Origin of the sequence: Paraburkholderia sprentiae WSM5005 (assembly GCF_001865575.2) — a bacterium.
Classification (GTDB): domain Bacteria; phylum Pseudomonadota; class Gammaproteobacteria; order Burkholderiales; family Burkholderiaceae; genus Paraburkholderia; species Paraburkholderia sprentiae.
In genome coordinates this window covers 2518431-2536871 of record NZ_CP017562.2, presented here as the reverse complement: position 1 = coordinate 2536871, position 18441 = coordinate 2518431, and the positions used below count along the sequence as shown (strand labels likewise).

The window sequence follows — 18441 nt, the reverse complement described above, 5'->3', positions numbered from 1 at the left end:
TGACCGACGCCGATAAGCGCGCTTCGTCGCGGCATTTGTGCCGCGCAGGCGCGCGAAATCGGAGCGAATGGAACGCCTCAACGGGTCTACCCGCTGGGGCGTTTTTGTTTCTGCCGCCGCTGCCGGTCGCGTAGGCGGCGCATGGGCGCCGCCGGGATCACGCTTGCCGGGTAACCTCGATACAGGTATTGCCACTACCAGCCAACTCCCTGTTTTTTATCGGTTTTTTCGCCGTCCGAGCAGCCCATCGCGGTGCATCGCGTGGCATAATCGATCGACACAGTCAGCCCGCAGTCATTACTACCCCGCATACCATGGCACAGACTCTCTACGACAAATTGTGGAACACACACGTGGTTCACACGGAAGACGACGGCACGGCGATTCTCTACATCGACCGTCATCTGCTGCATGAAGTGACCAGCCCGCAGGCGTTCGAAGGCCTGAAGCTGGCCAAGCGTCCGGTGTGGCGCATCAGCGCGAACCTGGCCGTGTCCGATCACAACGTGCCGACCACGGACCGCAGCCACGGCATCGCCGATCCGGTGTCGAAGCTGCAGGTCGACACGCTCGACTCGAACTGCGACGCCTACGGCATCACGCAGTTCAAGATGAACGACCTGCGCCAGGGCATCGTCCACATCATCGGGCCGGAACAGGGCGCTACGCTGCCGGGCATGACGATCGTCTGCGGCGACTCGCACACGTCCACGCACGGCGCGTTCGGCGCGCTCGCGCACGGCATCGGCACGTCGGAAGTCGAGCACGTGCTGGCCACGCAAACGCTGCTGCAGAAGAAGAGCAAGAACATGCTGGTGAAAGTCGAGGGCCAACTGCCGCGCGGCTGTACCGCGAAGGACATCGCGCTCGCGATCATCGGCAAGATCGGCACGGCGGGCGGCACCGGCTACGCGATCGAATTCGGCGGCTCGACGATCCGTGCGCTGTCGATGGAAGGCCGTATGACGGTCTGCAACATGGCGATCGAAGCGGGCGCGCGCGCCGGCATGGTCGCCGTCGACGACACCACGGTCGAATACCTGAAGGGTCGTCCGTTCTCGCCGCAGGGCGTCGAGTGGGATCACGCGGTCGAGTATTGGAAGCAGTTCAAGTCGGACGACGGCGCGCATTTCGATCGCGTAGTCGAGTTGAATGCTGCCGAAATCGTGCCCCAAGTCACGTGGGGCACGTCGCCGGAAATGGTCACGCCGGTCGACGGCCGCGTGCCGGATCCGGAACGCGAGAAGGACCCGGTCAAGCGCGACGCGATGGAGCGCGCGCTCAAGTACATGGCGCTCGAGCCGAACGCGCCGATCGAGTCGATCAAGCCGGATAAAATCTTCATCGGGTCGTGCACCAACGCGCGCATCGAAGACATTCGCGCCGCGGCTTACGTCGTGAAGAAGCTCGGCCGCCGCGTCGCACCGAACATCCGTCTGGCGATGGTCGTGCCGGGTTCGGGTCTCGTGAAGGCGCAAGCGGAGCGTGAGTGTCTCGACAAGGTCTTTACCGACGCCGGTTTCGAATGGCGCGAGCCGGGCTGCTCCATGTGTCTCGCCATGAACGCCGACCGGCTCGAGCCGGGCGAGCGTTGCGCGTCCACGTCGAACCGGAACTTCGAAGGTCGTCAGGGCGCCGGTGGCCGCACGCATCTGGTGAGCCCCGCAATGGCCGCGGCTGCAGCCATCGAGGGACATTTCGTCGATATTCGCAAGCTTGGATAAATCGCATGATGAAGAACATGAATCGCATCACTGTATTGCGCCGCTTCGCAATCGGCACGCTCGCCGGGCTCCTGCTCGGTCTTGCCGGCTGCAACACGGTGCACGGGTTCGGCGAGGACATGTCGCACCTCGGCAATTCGATCAGCAATCACGCTGAGAAATAAGCGGTTTTTGATTTTTGCCGGCGATGCGGCGCGAAGGTCTCCAGCCGCCCGTCGCATTGCCCGGTCCTGAACAGGCGCAAGCGTTATGGATAAATTCACCGTACACACCGGCGTCGTGGCGCCGCTCGATCGCGAGAACGTCGACACGGACGCGATCATCCCGAAGCAGTTCCTGAAGTCGATCAAACGCACGGGCTTCGGTCCGAATGCGTTCGACGAATGGCGCTATCTCGACCACGGCGAGCCGGGCCAGGACAACTCGAAGCGTCCGTTGAACCCGGACTTCGTGCTGAACCAGCCCCGCTACCAGGGCGCCTCGGTGCTGCTCGCGCGCAAGAATTTCGGCTGCGGCAGTTCGCGCGAACACGCGCCTTGGGCGTTGCAGCAGTACGGCTTTCGCGCGCTGATCGCGCCCAGCTTCGCGGACATCTTCTACAACAACTGCTTCAAGAACGGCGTGCTGCCGATCGTGCTGACCGAGCAGCAGGTCGATCATCTGTTCAACGAAACGTATGCGTTCAACGGCTTCAAACTGACGGTCGACCTCGAAGCGCAAGTGGTGCGCATGGCCGACGGCGGCACCGAATATCCGTTCGAAGTCGCGGCGTTTCGCAAGTACTGCCTGCTGAACGGATTCGACGACATTGGCCTCACGCTGCGTCACGCGGACAAGATCCGCCAGTTCGAAGCGGAGCGTCTCGCGAAACAACCGTGGCTGAACAATCGCCTCGTCCGTTAAACGAACCCATGAGTCAAGGAATTCGCATGAAGATCGCAGTATTGCCGGGCGACGGCATCGGTCCCGAAATCGTCAAGGAGGCCGTAAAGGTCCTGAACGTGCTCGGCGAGCAGTTTGAACTCGAAGAAGCGCCGGTCGGCGGCGCGGGCTACGAAGCGAAGGGCCACCCGCTGCCCGACTCGACGCTCGCGCTCGCGAAGGAAGCCGACGCGATCCTGTTCGGCGCGGTCGGCGACTGGAAATACGACAAGCTCGAACGCGCGCTGCGCCCCGAGCAGGCGATTCTCGGTCTGCGCAAACACCTGGAACTCTTCGCGAACTTCCGCCCGGCGATCTGCTACCCGCAACTGACGGGCGCGTCGTCGCTGAAGGAAGAGATCGTGTCGGGTCTCGACATCCTGATCGTGCGCGAACTGAACGGCGACATCTACTTCGGCGCACCGCGTGGCGTGCGTACGTCGCCGGACGGTCTGTTCGCCGGCGCGAAGGAAGGCTTCGACACCATGCGCTATTCGGAACCGGAAGTGCGCCGCATCGCGCATGTCGCGTTCCAGGCGGCGCAAAAGCGCGGCAAGAAGCTGACCTCGGTCGACAAAGCCAACGTGCTCGAAACGTCGCAGTTCTGGAAGGACGTGATGATCGACGTATCGAAGGAATACGCGGACGTCGAGCTGTCGCACATGTACGTCGACAACGCCGCGATGCAGCTCGTGAAGGCGCCGAAGTCGTTCGACGTCATCGTGACCGGCAATATGTTCGGCGACATCCTGTCGGATGAGGCGGCCATGTTGACCGGCTCGATCGGCATGCTGCCGTCGGCATCGCTCGACAAGAACAACAAGGGCTTGTATGAGCCGTCGCACGGTTCAGCGCCGGATATCGCCGGCAAGGGCGTGGCGAATCCGCTCGCCACGATCCTCTCGGCCGCGATGATGCTGCGCTATTCGCTGAACAAGGCGGAGCAGGCCGATCGCATCGAAACCGCGGTGAAGAAGGTGCTCGAGCAAGGCTATCGTACCGGCGACATTCTCACGCCGGGTTGCAAGCAGGTCGGCACAGCCGCGATGGGCGATGCCGTCGTAGCCGCGCTGTAAGGCGCGTGCAACGCATGCGCTCGCAGCGCGAGGCTAGCGGCAGTCGGCTCGTCAATACTGTCTTTTAAATCGCGAATCGGCCCTTGAAACAAGGCCGATTTGCGCGTCATACGGCGAAGAACGCCGCCAGTTTTCCGTTTTCGTGTATATTGTTTCGATGGCTCAGAGCTCCCAAATCTCCTCGATTTCCAAAGTGCACGGCACAACCGCCCGTGTTATCGAGTTCGCCATTACCATCAAAACGATTACCCCGAAAACGATCACGAAGCGCTGATCGTCCGTCGTGCCCGCCCATCTTCCCCGCGCGGTCACTGCGGGCAAAGATGCGGGGAAGTTTCCATTCGAAGGGTACGAAGTCATGAACGTAGGTCTCGTAGGTTGGCGCGGCATGGTCGGCAGCGTCCTGATGCAACGCATGCAGCAGGAAGGCGATTTCGACTTGATCGAACCGGTGTTTTTCAGCACCAGCAACGCGGGCGGCAATGCGCCGTCGTTCGCCAAAAACGAGACCAAGCTCAAAGATGCGGCTAGGATCGAAGATCTGAAGAAGTGCGACGCGATCATCTCCTGCCAGGGCGGTGACTACACGAACGAAGTGTTCCCGAAGCTGCGCGCGGCGGGCTGGAACGGCTACTGGATCGACGCGGCATCGTCGCTGCGCATGAAGGACGACGCGGTCATCATCCTCGATCCGGTCAACCTCGACGTGATCAAGAACGCGCTCGTCAAAGGCCAGAAGAACTTCATCGGCGGCAACTGCACGGTAAGCCTGATGCTGATGGCCTTGGGCGGCCTGTTCCGCGAAAACCTGGTCGACTGGATGACGGCCATGACTTATCAAGCCGCATCGGGCGCGGGCGCGCAGAACATGCGCGAACTGCTGTCGCAAATGGGCACGCTGCACGGCGCGGTGAAGGACGAACTCGCGAATCCGGCGTCGGCGATTCTTGATATCGACCGCCGCGTGCTTAACGCGATGAATAGCGACAGCATGCCGACCGATCACTTTGGCGTGCCGCTCGCGGGCTCGCTGATTCCCTGGATCGACAAGGATCTCGGCAACGGCATGTCGAAGGAAGAGTGGAAGGGTGGCGCCGAAACCAACAAGATTCTCGGCAAGCCTGCCATGGGCACGCCCGGCTCGATTCCGGTCGACGGTCTGTGCGTGCGGATCGGCGCGATGCGCTGCCACTCGCAGGCGCTCACGATCAAGCTGAACAAGGACGTGCCGCTCGACGAAGTGAACGGGATCCTCGCGTCGGGCAACGACTGGGTCAAGGTGGTGCCGAACGAACGTGATGCGTCGATGCGCGATCTGTCCCCGGCGGTCGTCACTGGTACGCTGACGGTGCCGGTCGGCCGCGTGCGCAAACTCGCGATGGGCGGCGAATATCTGTCGGCCTTCACGGTCGGCGACCAGCTGCTGTGGGGCGCGGCGGAGCCGCTGCGTCGTATGCTTCGCATTGTGCTCGACAAGTAAAGTAAACTACGCGCTCACGACGCGTAGATAACTCAAGAAGCGTCGCGCTTGCGCGGCGCTTTTTTCATTGTGTGCTCCGATTATCTTGTCTCAATTCACTCGCAAAAAAGGCTGCGCGCTGACGCGCCAGGAGTCCCGATGAACTTTCGACGCTCCCTTCTTCGGGCTAGGTCCATTCGTCTCGCAATGGTGCGATTCGGGAGCCGTCCGGCGGCGAGGGCCGTAGGTGCTGCTTTCGTCCTCGCGCTGCTGGGCGGTGGCGCGGGCAATGCGCTGGCCGCGCCGGCTAGCGCCACGAGCGCCACGAGCGCGCCGGAGGCCGCTTCCGCTGGCAGTTCTACTCCCACCGTCGTCGCTGTCGCCGCGGTCACTCAGTTCACCGTACACGCGGGGCAGTCGCTGAACGACGTCGCGATCGCGATCACGCAGTCGCATGACCGGGCCGTGCTCGCGCGCGCGACGCGCGCATTGTTCGACACGAATCCGGCCGCTTTCATGAACCACGATCCGAGCCGGATGCGTGTCGGGGCGGTGTTGAACGTGCCGGCGCTCGACGCGTCGGGCGCCTTGGCGGCGTCGTCGGCGTCGTCGGCGTCGTCGGCTGGGGCTGCGGCGGGGGCGTCGGAGTCGGCGGCGGCGGCCGCCAGCACGGCGAGTGCTGTCGCACAGGTCAACGCCGCCGCCGCGAGTGCGGCCAGCGCCGCGGCTCAAGCGGTCACGCCAGCCGCACCCGCGGTCCCCGGCGCAGCCAGCGCGCCGGTATCGACCGGCGCGGCGGCGGGCGGCGCGGTCTCGTCCGCGCCTGTGGCGGGCTCCGCGCCGGTGGCGGCCAGTGGCACGCAGGAATGGGCGGGATCGATTCGACAGGCGGCGAGCGCGCCTGCCGGACAAGCGCCGTCGGCGGCGAGCGCGCCTGCACGGGCGGCCACCGCCGTGCAGGCGGCTTCGCAGCCGCATCCCCAGGTGTCGAGTCTGCAGCAATTGCTGGCGCTGAAAAATCGCGTGCTGATGGAGTTGCAGAAGCACGGTATCGGCGGGGCGCCGGTCGCTTCGGGTCCGACGCCGACGAGCGCTGCGCAGCCAGCCGCGGCAGGCTCCGCGGCAACCGTGGCCGCGGCGCCGGAGCACGCGAATGTGGCGACGTCACCGTCGAATGACGGCGGCGTGTCCCAGCGCGATCTGAGCATCGCGGCGGCGGTGGGTGCGGCACTGGTCGTTCTGATTGGCGCTCTGCGCATGGGCCGCCGCAAACGCGAAAAAGAGGCCGCGGCGCGGGCTGCCGAGGCAGCTGAGGCGGAAGGGGCGAAATTGGCGCGTGAGGCCGATTCGCGCAACGGCAGCGCAGTGGCAGGGCAGGCGACGGCCATGGAGGAATCGGACGCGCAAGATCCAGAGGCCGCACAGCGGGCTGCAGCGGCGGCAGCGGAACGTGCGGCAGCCGAGCAGGCAGCGGCAGAAAGCGCGGCAGCGGAGCGGGCAGCGGCAGAGCGTGCGGCGGCCGAACAGGCGGCAGCCGAGCAAGCCGCAGCCGAGGAAGCCGCAGCCGAGCAAGCAGCGGCCGAGGAAGCCGCAGCCGAGCAAGCAGCGGCCGAGGAACAGGCCGCGGCGGAACGCGCAGCAGTCGAGCAAGCAACAGCACGCGTCACGGCGGAACGTGCGGAAGCGGAACGCGCAGCGGCGGAACGCACCTCCGCCGAGCGCGCGGCTGCGGAACTGGCGGAACAGCAACGAGGCACGCCTGAACCCACGGCACCGACGGCCCCATTCGCCAGCATCCCGCCAGCGACCGGTAGCGAGCCGTCTACCGAATCACCGGCAATCGCACCGGTTCGCGACGAGACCCTGCGTTCTGCGGCCACAGCCGCCAATCTCGCGGCCGCGGCAGAACTCGGCGCCGACGCGTTGCCACTAGGACCGCTTGAACCGGTCATTAGCGGGACACAGGACGACGGCGCGCATCCCATGCAATCGCAGGACGAATCCGCAGAAAACGCGACGGCAGATGAAGCGACGGGCACCACCGCAACGCCGACGCCAAGCCCAACAGAACGGCCCTCGGTCACCCCGCACATCGCGACGGCCGAACCGCAGCTCCCCTTAAACGTTCCTCCCCCACTGATCGATTTCACGCAACACCAGGTCGAACCGCGCACAACCACGTCGTTCGACCGGCCATTCAGCGACATCCCCGCACCGCCGCAACCCACGCCGCCCGCACCCCGCGAGTTCCCCCGCGATGCCGTCGACGCGGTCGGAAGCCTGAACATGCCGCTGCCGCCGCGCATTGAAGCGCCGGCCGCTGTCGACGCGGAACATCCCACGTCGCTGTCGACGCAACCGGTTGCATCGCCCGACGCGACCGCGCGGCAGGCCTTCGGCGTCGACGGCGCGGACGACGACGCGCCGCACATCGCTGAGCAGATCGCCGCCGGCACAGCAGGCCACGGCGCCGTCGCGGGTCTCGGCGCAGCTGGCTTCGGCGCGCTGAAGCTCGACTTCGACCTCGAGTTGCCGCCAAGCCCCGCTCAGCCGTTGCCGTCCTTCACGCCGGCCGATCTCGGCCGCATTGCGCGCAACAAGCTCGAGTTGGCCTCCGAATACATCGAACTTGGCGATCTGGCGGGCGCGCGCGCGCTCATCAACGAGGTGATCGAAGCGAATGATCCGGCCACGCGCACCGAAGCCCGCGCGTTGCTTTCGACTCTCGCACCGCTGTCGTGAAGCGCATCGCATTAGGCGTGCAGTACGACGGCGCGGCGTTCGCCGGATGGCAGTCGCAGCCGCATGGCAACACGGTGCAGGACGCGCTCGAACGGGCGCTGCGCGAATTCGCGCGCACGCCCGTGCAGACGGTCGTGGCCGGCCGCACCGACCGCGGTGTGCACGGTTTGGGCCAGGTCGTGCATTTCGACACCGAACTCGATCGCGTCGACATCTCCTGGGTGCGCGGGCCGAACGCGTTTTTGCCGAAGACGATCGGCGTGCAATGGGCCAAGCCGATGCCCGACGATTTCCACGCGCGGTTTTCGGCATTCGAGCGGACTTACTACTACTTGCTATACGTAAGTCCGGTACGCTCGCCGCTGCTCACGACGCGCGCGGGCTGGGTGCACACGCCGCTCGACGTCGACGCGATGCGCTCGGCCGCCGAGCACTTGATCGGCGAGCACGACTTTTCGGCGTTTCGTTCGTCGCAATGCCAGTCGAAGACGCCGTTCAAGCACTTGTACCGGATCGACGTCAAACGGCACGGCAACTTCGTGCATTTCCGCTTTCGCGCGAACGCCTTCCTGCATCACATGGTGCGCAACGTGATGGGCTGTCTGATCGAAATCGGCAGCGGCCGCCGCCCGGCCGCGTGGATGGCCGACGTGCTCGCGAGCCGCAGCCGCGATTGCGCGGCGCCGACCTTCATGCCCGACGGCCTGTACCTCGCGCAAGTGGGCTATCCTGAGCAATTCGGCGTGCCGGACCCGTCGACGGGCAGCGTGCCATGGAGCAGCGTATGGACCGAGCAACCGCAAACATGAAAACAGCAGAGAACCCCGCCAACCAGGCCGATGCCACCGCCCTGCAAAGCGTGCCGCACCGCACGCGCATCAAGCTGTGCGGGCTTTCCAAGCCCGCCGACATAGCCCACGCGATCGATCTCGGCGCCGACGCGATCGGCCTCGTCTTCTATCCGCCGAGTGCGCGCTCGGTGAGCGTCGCGCAAGCGGTCGAGCTCGTACATGATGTGCCGCCATTCGTGTCGGTCGTCGGTCTGTTCGTCAACGCGACGCCCGAATGGGTCCACGAAGTCGCGAGCAACGTGAACCTGACGCTGTTGCAGTTCCACGGCGACGAGACGCCGGCGCAGTGCGAGACGCTCGCCGGCGTTGCGGGTTTGCCTTGGTTGCGCGCGTTGAGGGTGGCGACGGATACTCCATCGGCCGATTTGGTAAAATCGGCGTTCAACTATGCGGCAGCCAGTGCTCTTCTATTCGACACGCATGTCGAAGGCTACGGCGGCGGCGGGAAGGTTTTCGATTGGTCACTTATTCCAGCAGGGCTCGCGCATCGGGCCGTTTTGAGTGGTGGGTTGAACGCGCAAAACGTCAGTGATGCGATCCATCGCGTGCGCCCGTACGCGGTCGATGTCTCGAGCGGCATCGAAGTACCGGGCGCCCGGGGCGTGAAGGATCACGCCCGGATGGCGGCGTTCGTACGCGCGGTGCACGCCGCGGACGCTGAATGATTCAGGCTCGCGGACGCTTTCCGACGAAAGCCGCGAGCCATCCTGAGAAGAGTGATCACTATGTACAACTTGCCTGACGAGAGGGGCCACTTCGGCCAGTTTGGCGGCGTGTTCGTCGCCGAAACTCTGTTTTCCGCACTCGACGAGCTGCGTGAAGCGTACGAGAAATATCAGAAAGACCCGGAATTCGTCGCTGAATACGAGCGCGAACTGAAGTACTTCGTAGGTCGCCCGTCCCCGATTTATCACGCGCAGCGCTGGAGCGAATTGCTCGGCGGCGCGCAGGTTTATCTAAAGCGTGAAGATCTGAATCACACGGGCGCGCACAAGATCAACAATGTGATCGGTCAGGCGCTGTTGGCTAAGCGCATGGGCAAGCCGCGCGTGATCGCGGAGACCGGTGCCGGTCAACACGGCGTGGCCACGGCGACGATCTGCGCGCGCTTCGGTATGGAGTGCGTCGTCTATATGGGCGCCGAGGATGTACGCCGCCAGGCGGCCAACGTGTACCGCATGAAACTGCTCGGCGCGACGGTTGTCCCGGTCGAATCGGGTTCGCGCACGTTGAAGGACGCCCTCAACGAAGCGATGCGCGACTGGGTCACCAACGTGGAAAACACGTTCTACATCATCGGCACGGTTGCGGGCCCGCATCCGTATCCGATGATGGTGCGCGATTTCCAGCGTGTGATCGGCGACGAATGCCGCGTGCAGATGCCCGAACTCGCCGGCCGTCAGCCTGACGCCGTGATTGCGTGCGTCGGCGGCGGTTCGAACGCGATGGGTATTTTCTATCCCTACATCGACGATAGTTCCGTGCAGTTGATCGGCGTCGAAGCTGCCGGCGACGGCATCGACACGGGCCGTCACGCGGCATCGCTAATCGGCGGCAGCCCCGGTGTGTTGCACGGCAATCGTACGTATCTGCTGCAGGATGAAGACGGCCAGATCATCGAGACGCATTCGGTGTCGGCAGGTCTCGACTATCCGGGCGTCGGACCCGAGCACGCGTGGCTGAAAGAGATCAATCGTGCGCAATATGTCGGCATTACCGACGAAGAAGCGCTCAAGGCCTTCCACGATTGCTGTCGCATCGAGGGCATTATTCCCGCGCTGGAGTCGAGCCACGCGCTTGCTTACGCTACGAAGCTCGCGCCGACGTTGTCGAAAGACAAGGCCCTGCTGGTCAACCTGTCGGGCCGCGGCGACAAGGACATGCACACGGTCGCCGAGCGATCGGGTATCCAGTTCTGAGCCGCGACGATGCGCGACGAGTTCGACGAGCCGCAGCCGGCGATTGAAACCACGAGTCCGGCCGCCGAGGTACCGGCGGCCGCGGCATCTGCACCGCTGCTCGCGCAGGTGCCGGCCGACATTCAGTTGCTGAACCGCGACTTTCTGACCGATGTAGCGAACATTCCCGACGAGTCGATCGACCTGATCGTCTGCGATCCGCCTTACGGGCTGGGGAAGGACTATGGCAACGACTCCGACATGCGCACGGGCGAGGAATTTCTCGTCTGGACGCGTGGCTGGCTCGAGCTTGCCGTACCGAAGCTCAAGCCGACGGGGTCGCTCTACATTTTCTGCACCTGGCAGTACGCGCCGGAAATCTTCAGTTTCCTGAAGACGAAACTCACGATGATCAACGAAATCGTCTGGGACCGGCGCGTGCCGAGTATGGGCGGCACCACGCGCCGCTTTACGTCGGTGCACGACAATATCGGTTTTTTCGCGGTGTCGAAGGACTACTTCTTCGATCTCGATCCCGTCCGCATCCCATATGACGCAGTTACGAAGAAGGCGCGTTCGCGTAAGTTGTTCGAGGGAAGCAAGTGGTTGGAGCTTGGCTATAATCCGAAGGATCTCTGGTCGGTGTCGCGTCTGCATCGGCAGCACGCCGAGCGTGTCGCGCACCCGACCCAGAAACCTCTGGAAATCGTCGAGCGGATGGTGCTGTCCAGCTGTCCAAAGGGCGGCCGCGTGCTCGACCCGTTCATGGGCAGCGGCACTACCGCAGTCGCTTGCGTCCGTCATCAGCGCGAATTCGTCGGCTATGAGATCAACGAGAGCTATTGCGCAATAGCGCGCGAGCGCGTCAGCGCCGCCGCTACGCCTGCTGTGCCGCGGCGGTCCCGAGCTAAGCCGAAAGTGCAGCGGTCGACCGAGATGCAGTGAAACGCGCGCAATGCGCCGCTAAATTCGCTGAAAAGCGCGCTGCGATGAGTGCGCAGTAGCCCTAATTCGAGAATATTTCCATGTCCCGTATCAAGAACACGTTTGCCGCGCTGTCCGCACAAGGTAAGAAAGGCTTGATCCCGTTCATGACCGCTGGCGACCCGGACCCGGCTCGCACGGTCGAATTCATGCACGCGCTCGCCGCCGGCGGCGCCGATGTGATTGAACTTGGCGTGCCGTTTTCTGACCCGATGGCCGACGGTCCGGTGATACAGCAGTCATCTGAACGCGCGCTCGCAAAGGGCGTGTCGCTGCGCCACGTGCTGGCCGACGTCAAGCGCTTCCGCGAAACCAACGACAAAACCCCGGTCGTCCTGATGGGCTACGCGAATCCCATCGAGAGAATGGGCGCCGAGGGCTTCGCGAAAGCAGCGAAGGAGGCCGGTGTCGATGGCGTACTGGTGGTCGATTATCCGCCCGAAGAGTGCGCTGACTTCGCCGGTCAGATGCAATCCGCCGGTATCGATCCGATCTTTTTGCTCGCACCCACTTCGACCGACGAACGCATCGCGGAGGTTGGCCGGATCGCCAGCGGCTACGTCTACTATGTGTCGCTGAAAGGGGTCACCGGCGCCGCGAATCTGGACGTTTCCAGCATCGCGAGTAAAATCCCGGCCATCAAGTCGCGCGTCCCCCTGCCGGTGGGCGTCGGTTTCGGCATTCGCGACGCGCAAACCGCGCGCGCGGTGGGCGAGGTGGCCGATGCCGTCGTGATCGGCAGCCGTATCGTTCAATTGCTCGAACAGGCAGCGCCCGACGCGGCTGTCGAGACGCTCACGCGTTTCGTTGCTGAAGTGCGCGAGGCGCTCGATAGCGTCGCGACCGCCCGATAACAGTTATTTTTGTCGCGGTAACGTGAGCGGCGGGCTTGTCCCGCCGTTCGCGCGACTGCTGACCCAGAAGGATTCCCTATGAGCTGGCTCGATAAGCTGCTTCCGCCAAAAATCAAACAAACCGACCCGAAGAACCGCAAGGGAATTCCGGAAGGCCTGTGGATCAAGTGCCCGTCGTGCGAAGCCGTGCTATATCGCAACGACGTCGAAGCCAATTTGCATGTTTGCCCGAAATGCGACCATCACATGCGCATCGGCGCGCGTGAGCGGCTCGACGGCCTGCTCGATCCGGAAGGCCGCTACGAAATCGGCCAGGAAATCGTTCCGGTCGACGCGCTGAAGTTCAAAGACAGCCGCAAGTATCCCGAGCGCCTGAAAGAGGCGATGGACGAAACGGACGAAACCGACGCAATGGTCGTGATGGGCGGCGCGATTCACACGCTGCCGGTCGTGGTGGCGAACTTCGAGTTCTCGTTCATGGGCGGCTCGATGGGTTCAGTGGTTGGCGAGCGTTTCGCGCGCGGCGCACAGAACGCGCTCGAACAGAAAGTGCCGTTCATTTGCTTTACGGCTTCGGGCGGCGCGCGGATGCAGGAAAGCCTGTTATCGCTGATGCAGATGGCCAAGACCACCGCGATGCTGACGAAGCTGGCCGAGGCCAAACTGCCGTTCATCTCGGTGCTGACCGACCCGACGATGGGCGGCGTGTCCGCGAGTTTCGCGTTCCTCGGCGACGTCGTGATCGCCGAACCGAAGGCGCTGATCGGCTTTGCCGGTCCGCGCGTGATCGAACAGACTGTGCGCGAGAAGCTGCCGGAAGGCTTCCAGCGCGCCGAGTTCCTGCTGCAGAAGGGCGCGATCGACATGATCGTCGATCGTCGCAAGCTGCGTGAGGAGATCGCGCAATTGCTGGCGCTACTGAGCCATCAGCCGGCGGACGCGGTCGCGTAAAAGCCGCACAGCACCGAATTTGCCGCCCTTTCGCCGCGCTGTCGAAAAGACGCTGCGGCGGCCGGCGAAGCAATCAAAAAATAGCGCGCCGCGTGAGCAATCAAGCGGCGCGCTGTCATTTCCGGGATAATTACGGTCGCCTGCGATGCGGAGGCGGCGGTCAAGCCGAAGCTGGCGCGGCTCGAAGCACGGGTTTGTGCGCATAAACCGCGCGACGGCTTCCGTCCACGATCGTCGGGCGGTGCGCGATCCCCGATCGGAACCGCCTGACCATCACCTCTTGCAGCACAGCAGAACCGAACCACCGCGACTCACTCAAGATGCACCCGATGACGACATTCCCCACCCTCGACGCGTGGCTCACGCACCTTGAATCCGCGCATCCGGTCGGCATCGACATGGGTTTGACTCGCATCTCCCAGGTACGCGATGCGATGCAGCTGTCGTTCGCCTGCCCGATCATCACGGTCGGCGGCACGAACGGCAAAGGGTCGACCTGCGCGATTCTCGAAGCGATCCTGCTGCGCGCGGGCTATACGGTCGGCTGCCATACGTCACCGCATCTGCTATCGTTCAACGAGCGCGCGCGTATCAACGGCGCAATGGCAAGCGACGCAGATCTGCTGCCGCACTTCGAAGCCGTCGAAGCCGCGCGCCTGAGCCTCGCGAAACCGGTTACGCTGACCTATTTTGAATTCACGACGCTCGCGATCATGAGCCTATTCGCGTCGCGCGGCCTCGACGTGGTGATTTTCGAAGTCGGCCTCGGCGGCCGTCTCGACGCCGTCAATATCCTCGATACCGACTGCGCGATCATCACGAGCATCGATATTGACCACACCAACTATCTCGGCGACACACGCGAAAAAATCGCGTTCGAAAAAGCCGGCATTTTCCGCCCCGGCAAGCCTGCGATCTGTGCGGACCCGGTGCCGCCGCAATCGCTGATCGATCACGCGGCCGAGATCGGCGCGCAATTGTGGCTATTCGGCCGGGATTTCCGTTATGAAGGTCAGGCCGGCAGCGAGCGCCAGCAGTGGAGCTATGTCGGGCCGACGCTGCGGCGCTCGGCGCTCGCCTACCCGTCACTGCGCGGCGCGAATCAGCTGATCAACACGTCGGCGGCGCTGGCCGGACTCGAAGCTTTGCGCGACCGTCTGCCGGTGTCGGCACAGGACATCCGGCTCGGCATCGCCAACGTGGATCTGCCGGGCCGTTTCCAGGTGCTGCCGGGCAAGCCGTCCATCGTGCTCGACGTTGGCCACAACCCACATGCAGCCGCAGTGCTCGGGCAGAATCTCGGCAACATGGGCTTTTTCCCGTACACGTACGCGGTGTTCGGTGCGATGCGCGACAAGGACATCGCGGGGGTGCTCAATCATCTGAAAGGCGAGATCGATCACTGGTGTGTGACCGATCTGCCAACCCCACGGGCCGCGTCCGCGCAAGAGCTGGAAACCGCGTTGCGCGAGCTCGGCGTGGAAGACAGCGCCGACAACAGCGTCACGCGTTACCCGACACCGGCACAGGCTTTCCAGGACGCGCTAAAACGTGCGTCAGAGAATGATAGAATCGTGGTTTTCGGCAGTTTCTATACGGTAGCGGGCGTGATGGCCTACCGGAAATCGCAGCAACACTGAGCGGCCACCAGGCTCGAACCAAGCGATTCATGGGAATTTTCTCGTTCGGCAAGAAAGACGACGCGCCCAACCGGCGCGGCGCAAACACCAGTTCCAATCGGCCCGCCCGGGGCGAGCGCGTCGAGCGGCGCACCCGCCGCACCGAGCGCAACGTCGATGCAGACGCAATGCTGCTCGACCCCACGCTGCCGGAAAAACAGCGCGCGCGGCGCCGGCTCGTCGGGGCAATCGCACTGGTCGTTGCGGCGGTGATCATCCTGCCGATGGTGCTGGATTCTCATCCGAAGCCTGTCACCGACGACATCTCGATCGATATTCCCAATCGGCCCGCACCGAAGCTCTCCAAATCCACCGCGAACGAAGACGTGCAAGCCGGCGTCGCACCGGACAATCCGTCGGCCGCCGACACGGGTGTCGCCGCGTCCAGTCTCGCGCCGGCAACGACCGCGGCGTCGGCTTCGGCCTCCACCACGAAGCCGACCCAATCGACTCAATCGACAGCAGCCAAACAGGGCACGACTTCGTCTGCTGCGAACGGCACCGTTAGCGCCGCGACACCCAAGCCCGCCGCGAAGCCGCAAACTCAGTCGCTCGCCGCCAACACCGCGCCCACTGCCGCCCCCAAACCGACCAAGGCACCCGCGCCGTCGGCGTCGAGCGAAGACGACCCGAATGCGGCCACCGCCAATGCCGACGCGAACGCCGCCACGCCGGCCTCGCCGCCGGGCAACCGATTCGCGGTGCAGCTCGGCGCCTTCGCGAACGAAACGAACGCGCGCAATTGGGCCGCCAAGTTGAAAGCGGCTGGCGTACCCACATATACGGAGCGTCGGAAGCAAGCCGACGGCTCGACCCTGACACTGCTGCGTGCCGGCCCGTTCGCCGACCGCGCCGCGGCCACCGCCGCTGTCGCGAAGGTCCGCGAGGCGGGCCTCGTGTCGGGCGCGAACGGCGGCAGCGCACAGTAAGCGAGCGATGTTCACTGCCTTCGACTACGCTGTAATGGCGGTGATCGGTTTGTCGGCGCTTCGAGGCGCCTGGCGCGGTTTACTGTCGGAAGTGTTTGGTTTGATCGGCTGGGTCGCGGCGTTTTTCATCGCTTGCGAGTTCGTGGGCTACGTGGTCCCGTATGTTCCATCCAACTGGCCGGGCGGCGCGTTGACGCAGTGGCTGCTCGCTTTCTCGCTCGTGGTGATCGGCGTGGTGCTGGTCACGAGCGTGGTGAGCGCGCTGCTCAGCCGGCTCGTGCAGGTCACGGGACTGGGCGCTGCAGACCGCTCGCTCGGTTTGATGTTCGGCCTCGTGCGTGGGGTCGTTCTGGTGCTGATTCTGGTCGCCCTCGCAGGCTTGACCGAACTGCCCAAACAGGAATTCTGGCGCAACGCGCTGCTTCGTCCGTACGCGGTTGCGGGCGTTCACGCAATGAAGCCGCTGCTCCCCGGGGCGCTTGCCGCTTACGTCCATGTGGACGATCCGGGTGCCCCGAGCAACGCGCAACAGGACTCCGGCGCATACCGGCTGCCTTGACGTCGTAGCGCGTTCCGTCGCATCAAAGCGCGGGCGCGGTCATACGCACCGGTCGCCATCACGAATTTCGTACCTTTGAAGGACATGCCATGTGCGGCATCGTAGGTGTAGTTTCCCGCTCTCCGGTCAACCAGCTGATCTATGACAGCCTGCTGCTTCTGCAGCATCGCGGTCAGGACGCCGCCGGCATCGCGACGGCGAACGGCAGCAATTTCCACATGCACAAGGCCAACGGCATGGTGCGCGACGTGTTCCGCACGCGCAACATGCGCAGCCTGCCGGGCACCACGGGCATCGGCCAGGTCCGTTATCCGACCGCCGGTTCGGCGTCGAGCGAAGAAGAAGCGCAACCCTTCTACGTGAACGCGCCGTTCGGCATCATCCTCGCGCACAACGGCAATCTGACGAACTGGCAGCAGCTGAAAGACGAGATGTTCCGCATCGATCGGCGCCATGTGAACACCAATTCCGATACCGAAGTGCTGCTCAACGTGCTCGCGCACGAGCTGCAACTGTCGAGCTCGGGTTTGCAGCTCGATCCGGCTGCGCTGTTCAAAGCGGTGTCGGGTGTGCATCGCCGGGTGCGCGGCTCGTACGCGATCGTTTCGCTGATCGCCGGCTACGGCCTGCTCGGTTTCCGCGACCCGTTCGGTATCCGTCCGCTGTGCCTGGGCAAGCAGGAAACGGCAGAGGGCGTCGAGTGGATGCTGGCGTCCGAATCGGTGGCGATCGAAGGCATCGGTTTCGAATTCGTGCGCGACGTACAGCCGGGCGAGGCGATTTTCATCGACGCCGAAGGCCAGCTGCATTCGCAGCAATGCGCGACGACCCCGAGCTTGAACCCCTGCATCTTCGAACTCGTGTATCTGGCGCGTCCGGATTCGGTGCTCGATGGCGTGCCTGTCTACAACGTGCGTCTGCGCATGGGCGACTATCTCGCCGAGAAGATCAGGCGCGAACTGCCCGACGTCGCGATCGACGTAGTGATGCCGATTCCCGATTCGTCGCGCCCGGCCGCGATGCAGGTCGCGAAGAAGCTCGGCGTCGAGTATCGCGAGGGCTTCTTCAAGAACCGCTACGTGGGCCGTACCTTCATCATGCCGGGTCAGGCGGTGCGCAAGAAGTCGGTGCGCCAGAAGCTGAATGCGATGAACATCGAGTTCAAGGGCAAGAACGTGCTGATCGTCGACGACTCGATCGTGCGCGGCACGACGTCTCATGAGATCGTGCAGATGGCGCGCGATGCGGGCGCGAACAAGGTGATCTTCGCGTCGGCGGCGCCGCCGGTGAAATTCCCGAACGTCTACGGCATCGATATGCCGACGCGCGGTGAACTGGTCGCGCATGGCCGCTCGGACGAGGAAGTCGCGCGCATGATCGGCGCGGATCACCTCGTGTACCAAGACGTCGACGCGCTGAAGCAGGCGGTGCGCGATATCAACCCGGCCCTGAAGGAGTTCGAGGCGTCGTGCTTCGACGGCAACTACGTGACCGGCGACATCACGACCGAGTACCTCGACCGCATCGAAAGCGCGCGTCTCGCGCCATCGTCGCAATCTGATCGCGACGCGGCCAGCGACGCGATCGACGGTGGCGGCCCGGCGCGTTCGCAACTGCATCTGCAACTATCGATGAGTTGAACGCACGCACCGCGCGATTTGATGCCGGCTGCGGACGCGGTGCAACCCGACACAGCTGAAGCGAACAGCGCAAAGCCACGGTCGTCCGCCCCGGCGCCAACCTCCTTACACATGAAGCCCGCTTATTGCAGACGCAAAAGCGGGCTTTTTGTTGCTGCCGGAAATGGCCACAGG

General features: G+C 64.0%; 16 protein-coding genes. All 16 read left to right on the top strand.

Features of this window, described 5'->3' with window-relative positions; translation table 11 throughout:
- Nucleotides 1-314: 314 nt before the first annotated feature.
- Entirely contained in the window at nucleotides 315-1724 is a 1410-nt protein-coding gene (gene leuC, locus BJG93_RS28255) for a 3-isopropylmalate dehydratase large subunit (protein WP_027195360.1), read from the top strand.
- Nucleotides 1725-1729: 5 nt separating this feature from the next.
- On the top strand, nucleotides 1730-1888 hold the full coding sequence (locus tag BJG93_RS28250; RefSeq protein ID WP_027195359.1) for an entericidin A/B family lipoprotein: 159 nt from the start codon (nucleotides 1730-1732) through the stop codon (nucleotides 1886-1888).
- Nucleotides 1889-1973: 85 nt separating this feature from the next.
- Nucleotides 1974-2627 (top strand): 3-isopropylmalate dehydratase small subunit, encoded by a 654-nt coding sequence (gene leuD, locus BJG93_RS28245; protein WP_027195358.1) that lies wholly within the window; start codon nucleotides 1974-1976, stop codon nucleotides 2625-2627.
- Nucleotides 2628-2653: 26 nt separating this feature from the next.
- Nucleotides 2654-3721: a 3-isopropylmalate dehydrogenase gene (leuB, locus tag BJG93_RS28240; protein ID WP_027195357.1), complete on the top strand. Its 1068-nt coding sequence runs from the start codon at nucleotides 2654-2656 to the stop codon at nucleotides 3719-3721.
- Between the two features lie 358 nt (nucleotides 3722-4079).
- Nucleotides 4080-5201, top strand: coding sequence for an aspartate-semialdehyde dehydrogenase (asd, locus tag BJG93_RS28235; protein WP_027195355.1), 1122 nt, complete (start codon nucleotides 4080-4082; stop codon nucleotides 5199-5201).
- 186 nt (nucleotides 5202-5387) lie between these two features.
- Complete coding sequence (locus BJG93_RS28230) at nucleotides 5388-7922, top strand: FimV/HubP family polar landmark protein (RefSeq protein WP_231337544.1); 2535 nt, start codon at nucleotides 5388-5390, stop codon at nucleotides 7920-7922.
- A complete protein-coding gene (truA, locus tag BJG93_RS28225; protein ID WP_027195353.1) occupies nucleotides 7919-8731 on the top strand; it encodes a tRNA pseudouridine(38-40) synthase TruA in 813 nt (270 codons plus the stop codon). The genes BJG93_RS28230 and truA overlap by 4 nt, the downstream gene beginning before the upstream one ends.
- On the top strand, nucleotides 8728-9438 hold the full coding sequence (locus BJG93_RS28220) for a phosphoribosylanthranilate isomerase (RefSeq protein WP_027195352.1): 711 nt from the start codon (nucleotides 8728-8730) through the stop codon (nucleotides 9436-9438). The genes truA and BJG93_RS28220 overlap by 4 nt, the downstream gene beginning before the upstream one ends.
- A 60-nt stretch (nucleotides 9439-9498) precedes the next feature.
- Entirely contained in the window at nucleotides 9499-10692 is a 1194-nt protein-coding gene (gene trpB, locus BJG93_RS28215; protein ID WP_027195351.1) for a tryptophan synthase subunit beta, read from the top strand.
- Between the two features lie 9 nt (nucleotides 10693-10701).
- Nucleotides 10702-11616 (top strand): DNA-methyltransferase, encoded by a 915-nt coding sequence (locus BJG93_RS28210; protein ID WP_027195350.1) that lies wholly within the window; start codon nucleotides 10702-10704, stop codon nucleotides 11614-11616.
- An 80-nt stretch (nucleotides 11617-11696) separates the two neighbouring features.
- Nucleotides 11697-12509, top strand: a complete 813-nt coding sequence (gene trpA / locus BJG93_RS28205) for a tryptophan synthase subunit alpha (protein WP_027195349.1) — start codon at nucleotides 11697-11699, stop codon at nucleotides 12507-12509.
- Nucleotides 12510-12587: 78 nt separating this feature from the next.
- Nucleotides 12588-13460 (top strand): acetyl-CoA carboxylase, carboxyltransferase subunit beta, encoded by an 873-nt coding sequence (accD, locus tag BJG93_RS28200; protein ID WP_027195348.1) that lies wholly within the window; start codon nucleotides 12588-12590, stop codon nucleotides 13458-13460.
- A 329-nt stretch (nucleotides 13461-13789) separates the two neighbouring features.
- The gene (folC, locus tag BJG93_RS28195; RefSeq protein ID WP_027195347.1) at nucleotides 13790-15100 is read left to right on the top strand and encodes a bifunctional tetrahydrofolate synthase/dihydrofolate synthase; all 1311 of its coding nucleotides are present in this window, start codon (nucleotides 13790-13792) and stop codon (nucleotides 15098-15100) included.
- Nucleotides 15101-15129: 29 nt separating this feature from the next.
- The gene (locus BJG93_RS28190; RefSeq protein WP_027195346.1) at nucleotides 15130-16068 is read left to right on the top strand and encodes an SPOR domain-containing protein; all 939 of its coding nucleotides are present in this window, start codon (nucleotides 15130-15132) and stop codon (nucleotides 16066-16068) included.
- A gap of 7 nt (nucleotides 16069-16075) precedes the next feature.
- Complete coding sequence (locus BJG93_RS28185) at nucleotides 16076-16627, top strand: CvpA family protein (RefSeq protein WP_027195345.1); 552 nt, start codon at nucleotides 16076-16078, stop codon at nucleotides 16625-16627.
- Nucleotides 16628-16716: 89 nt separating this feature from the next.
- Nucleotides 16717-18267: an amidophosphoribosyltransferase gene (gene purF, locus BJG93_RS28180; RefSeq protein WP_027195344.1), complete on the top strand. Its 1551-nt coding sequence runs from the start codon at nucleotides 16717-16719 to the stop codon at nucleotides 18265-18267.
- Nucleotides 18268-18441: the final 174 nt, after the last annotated feature.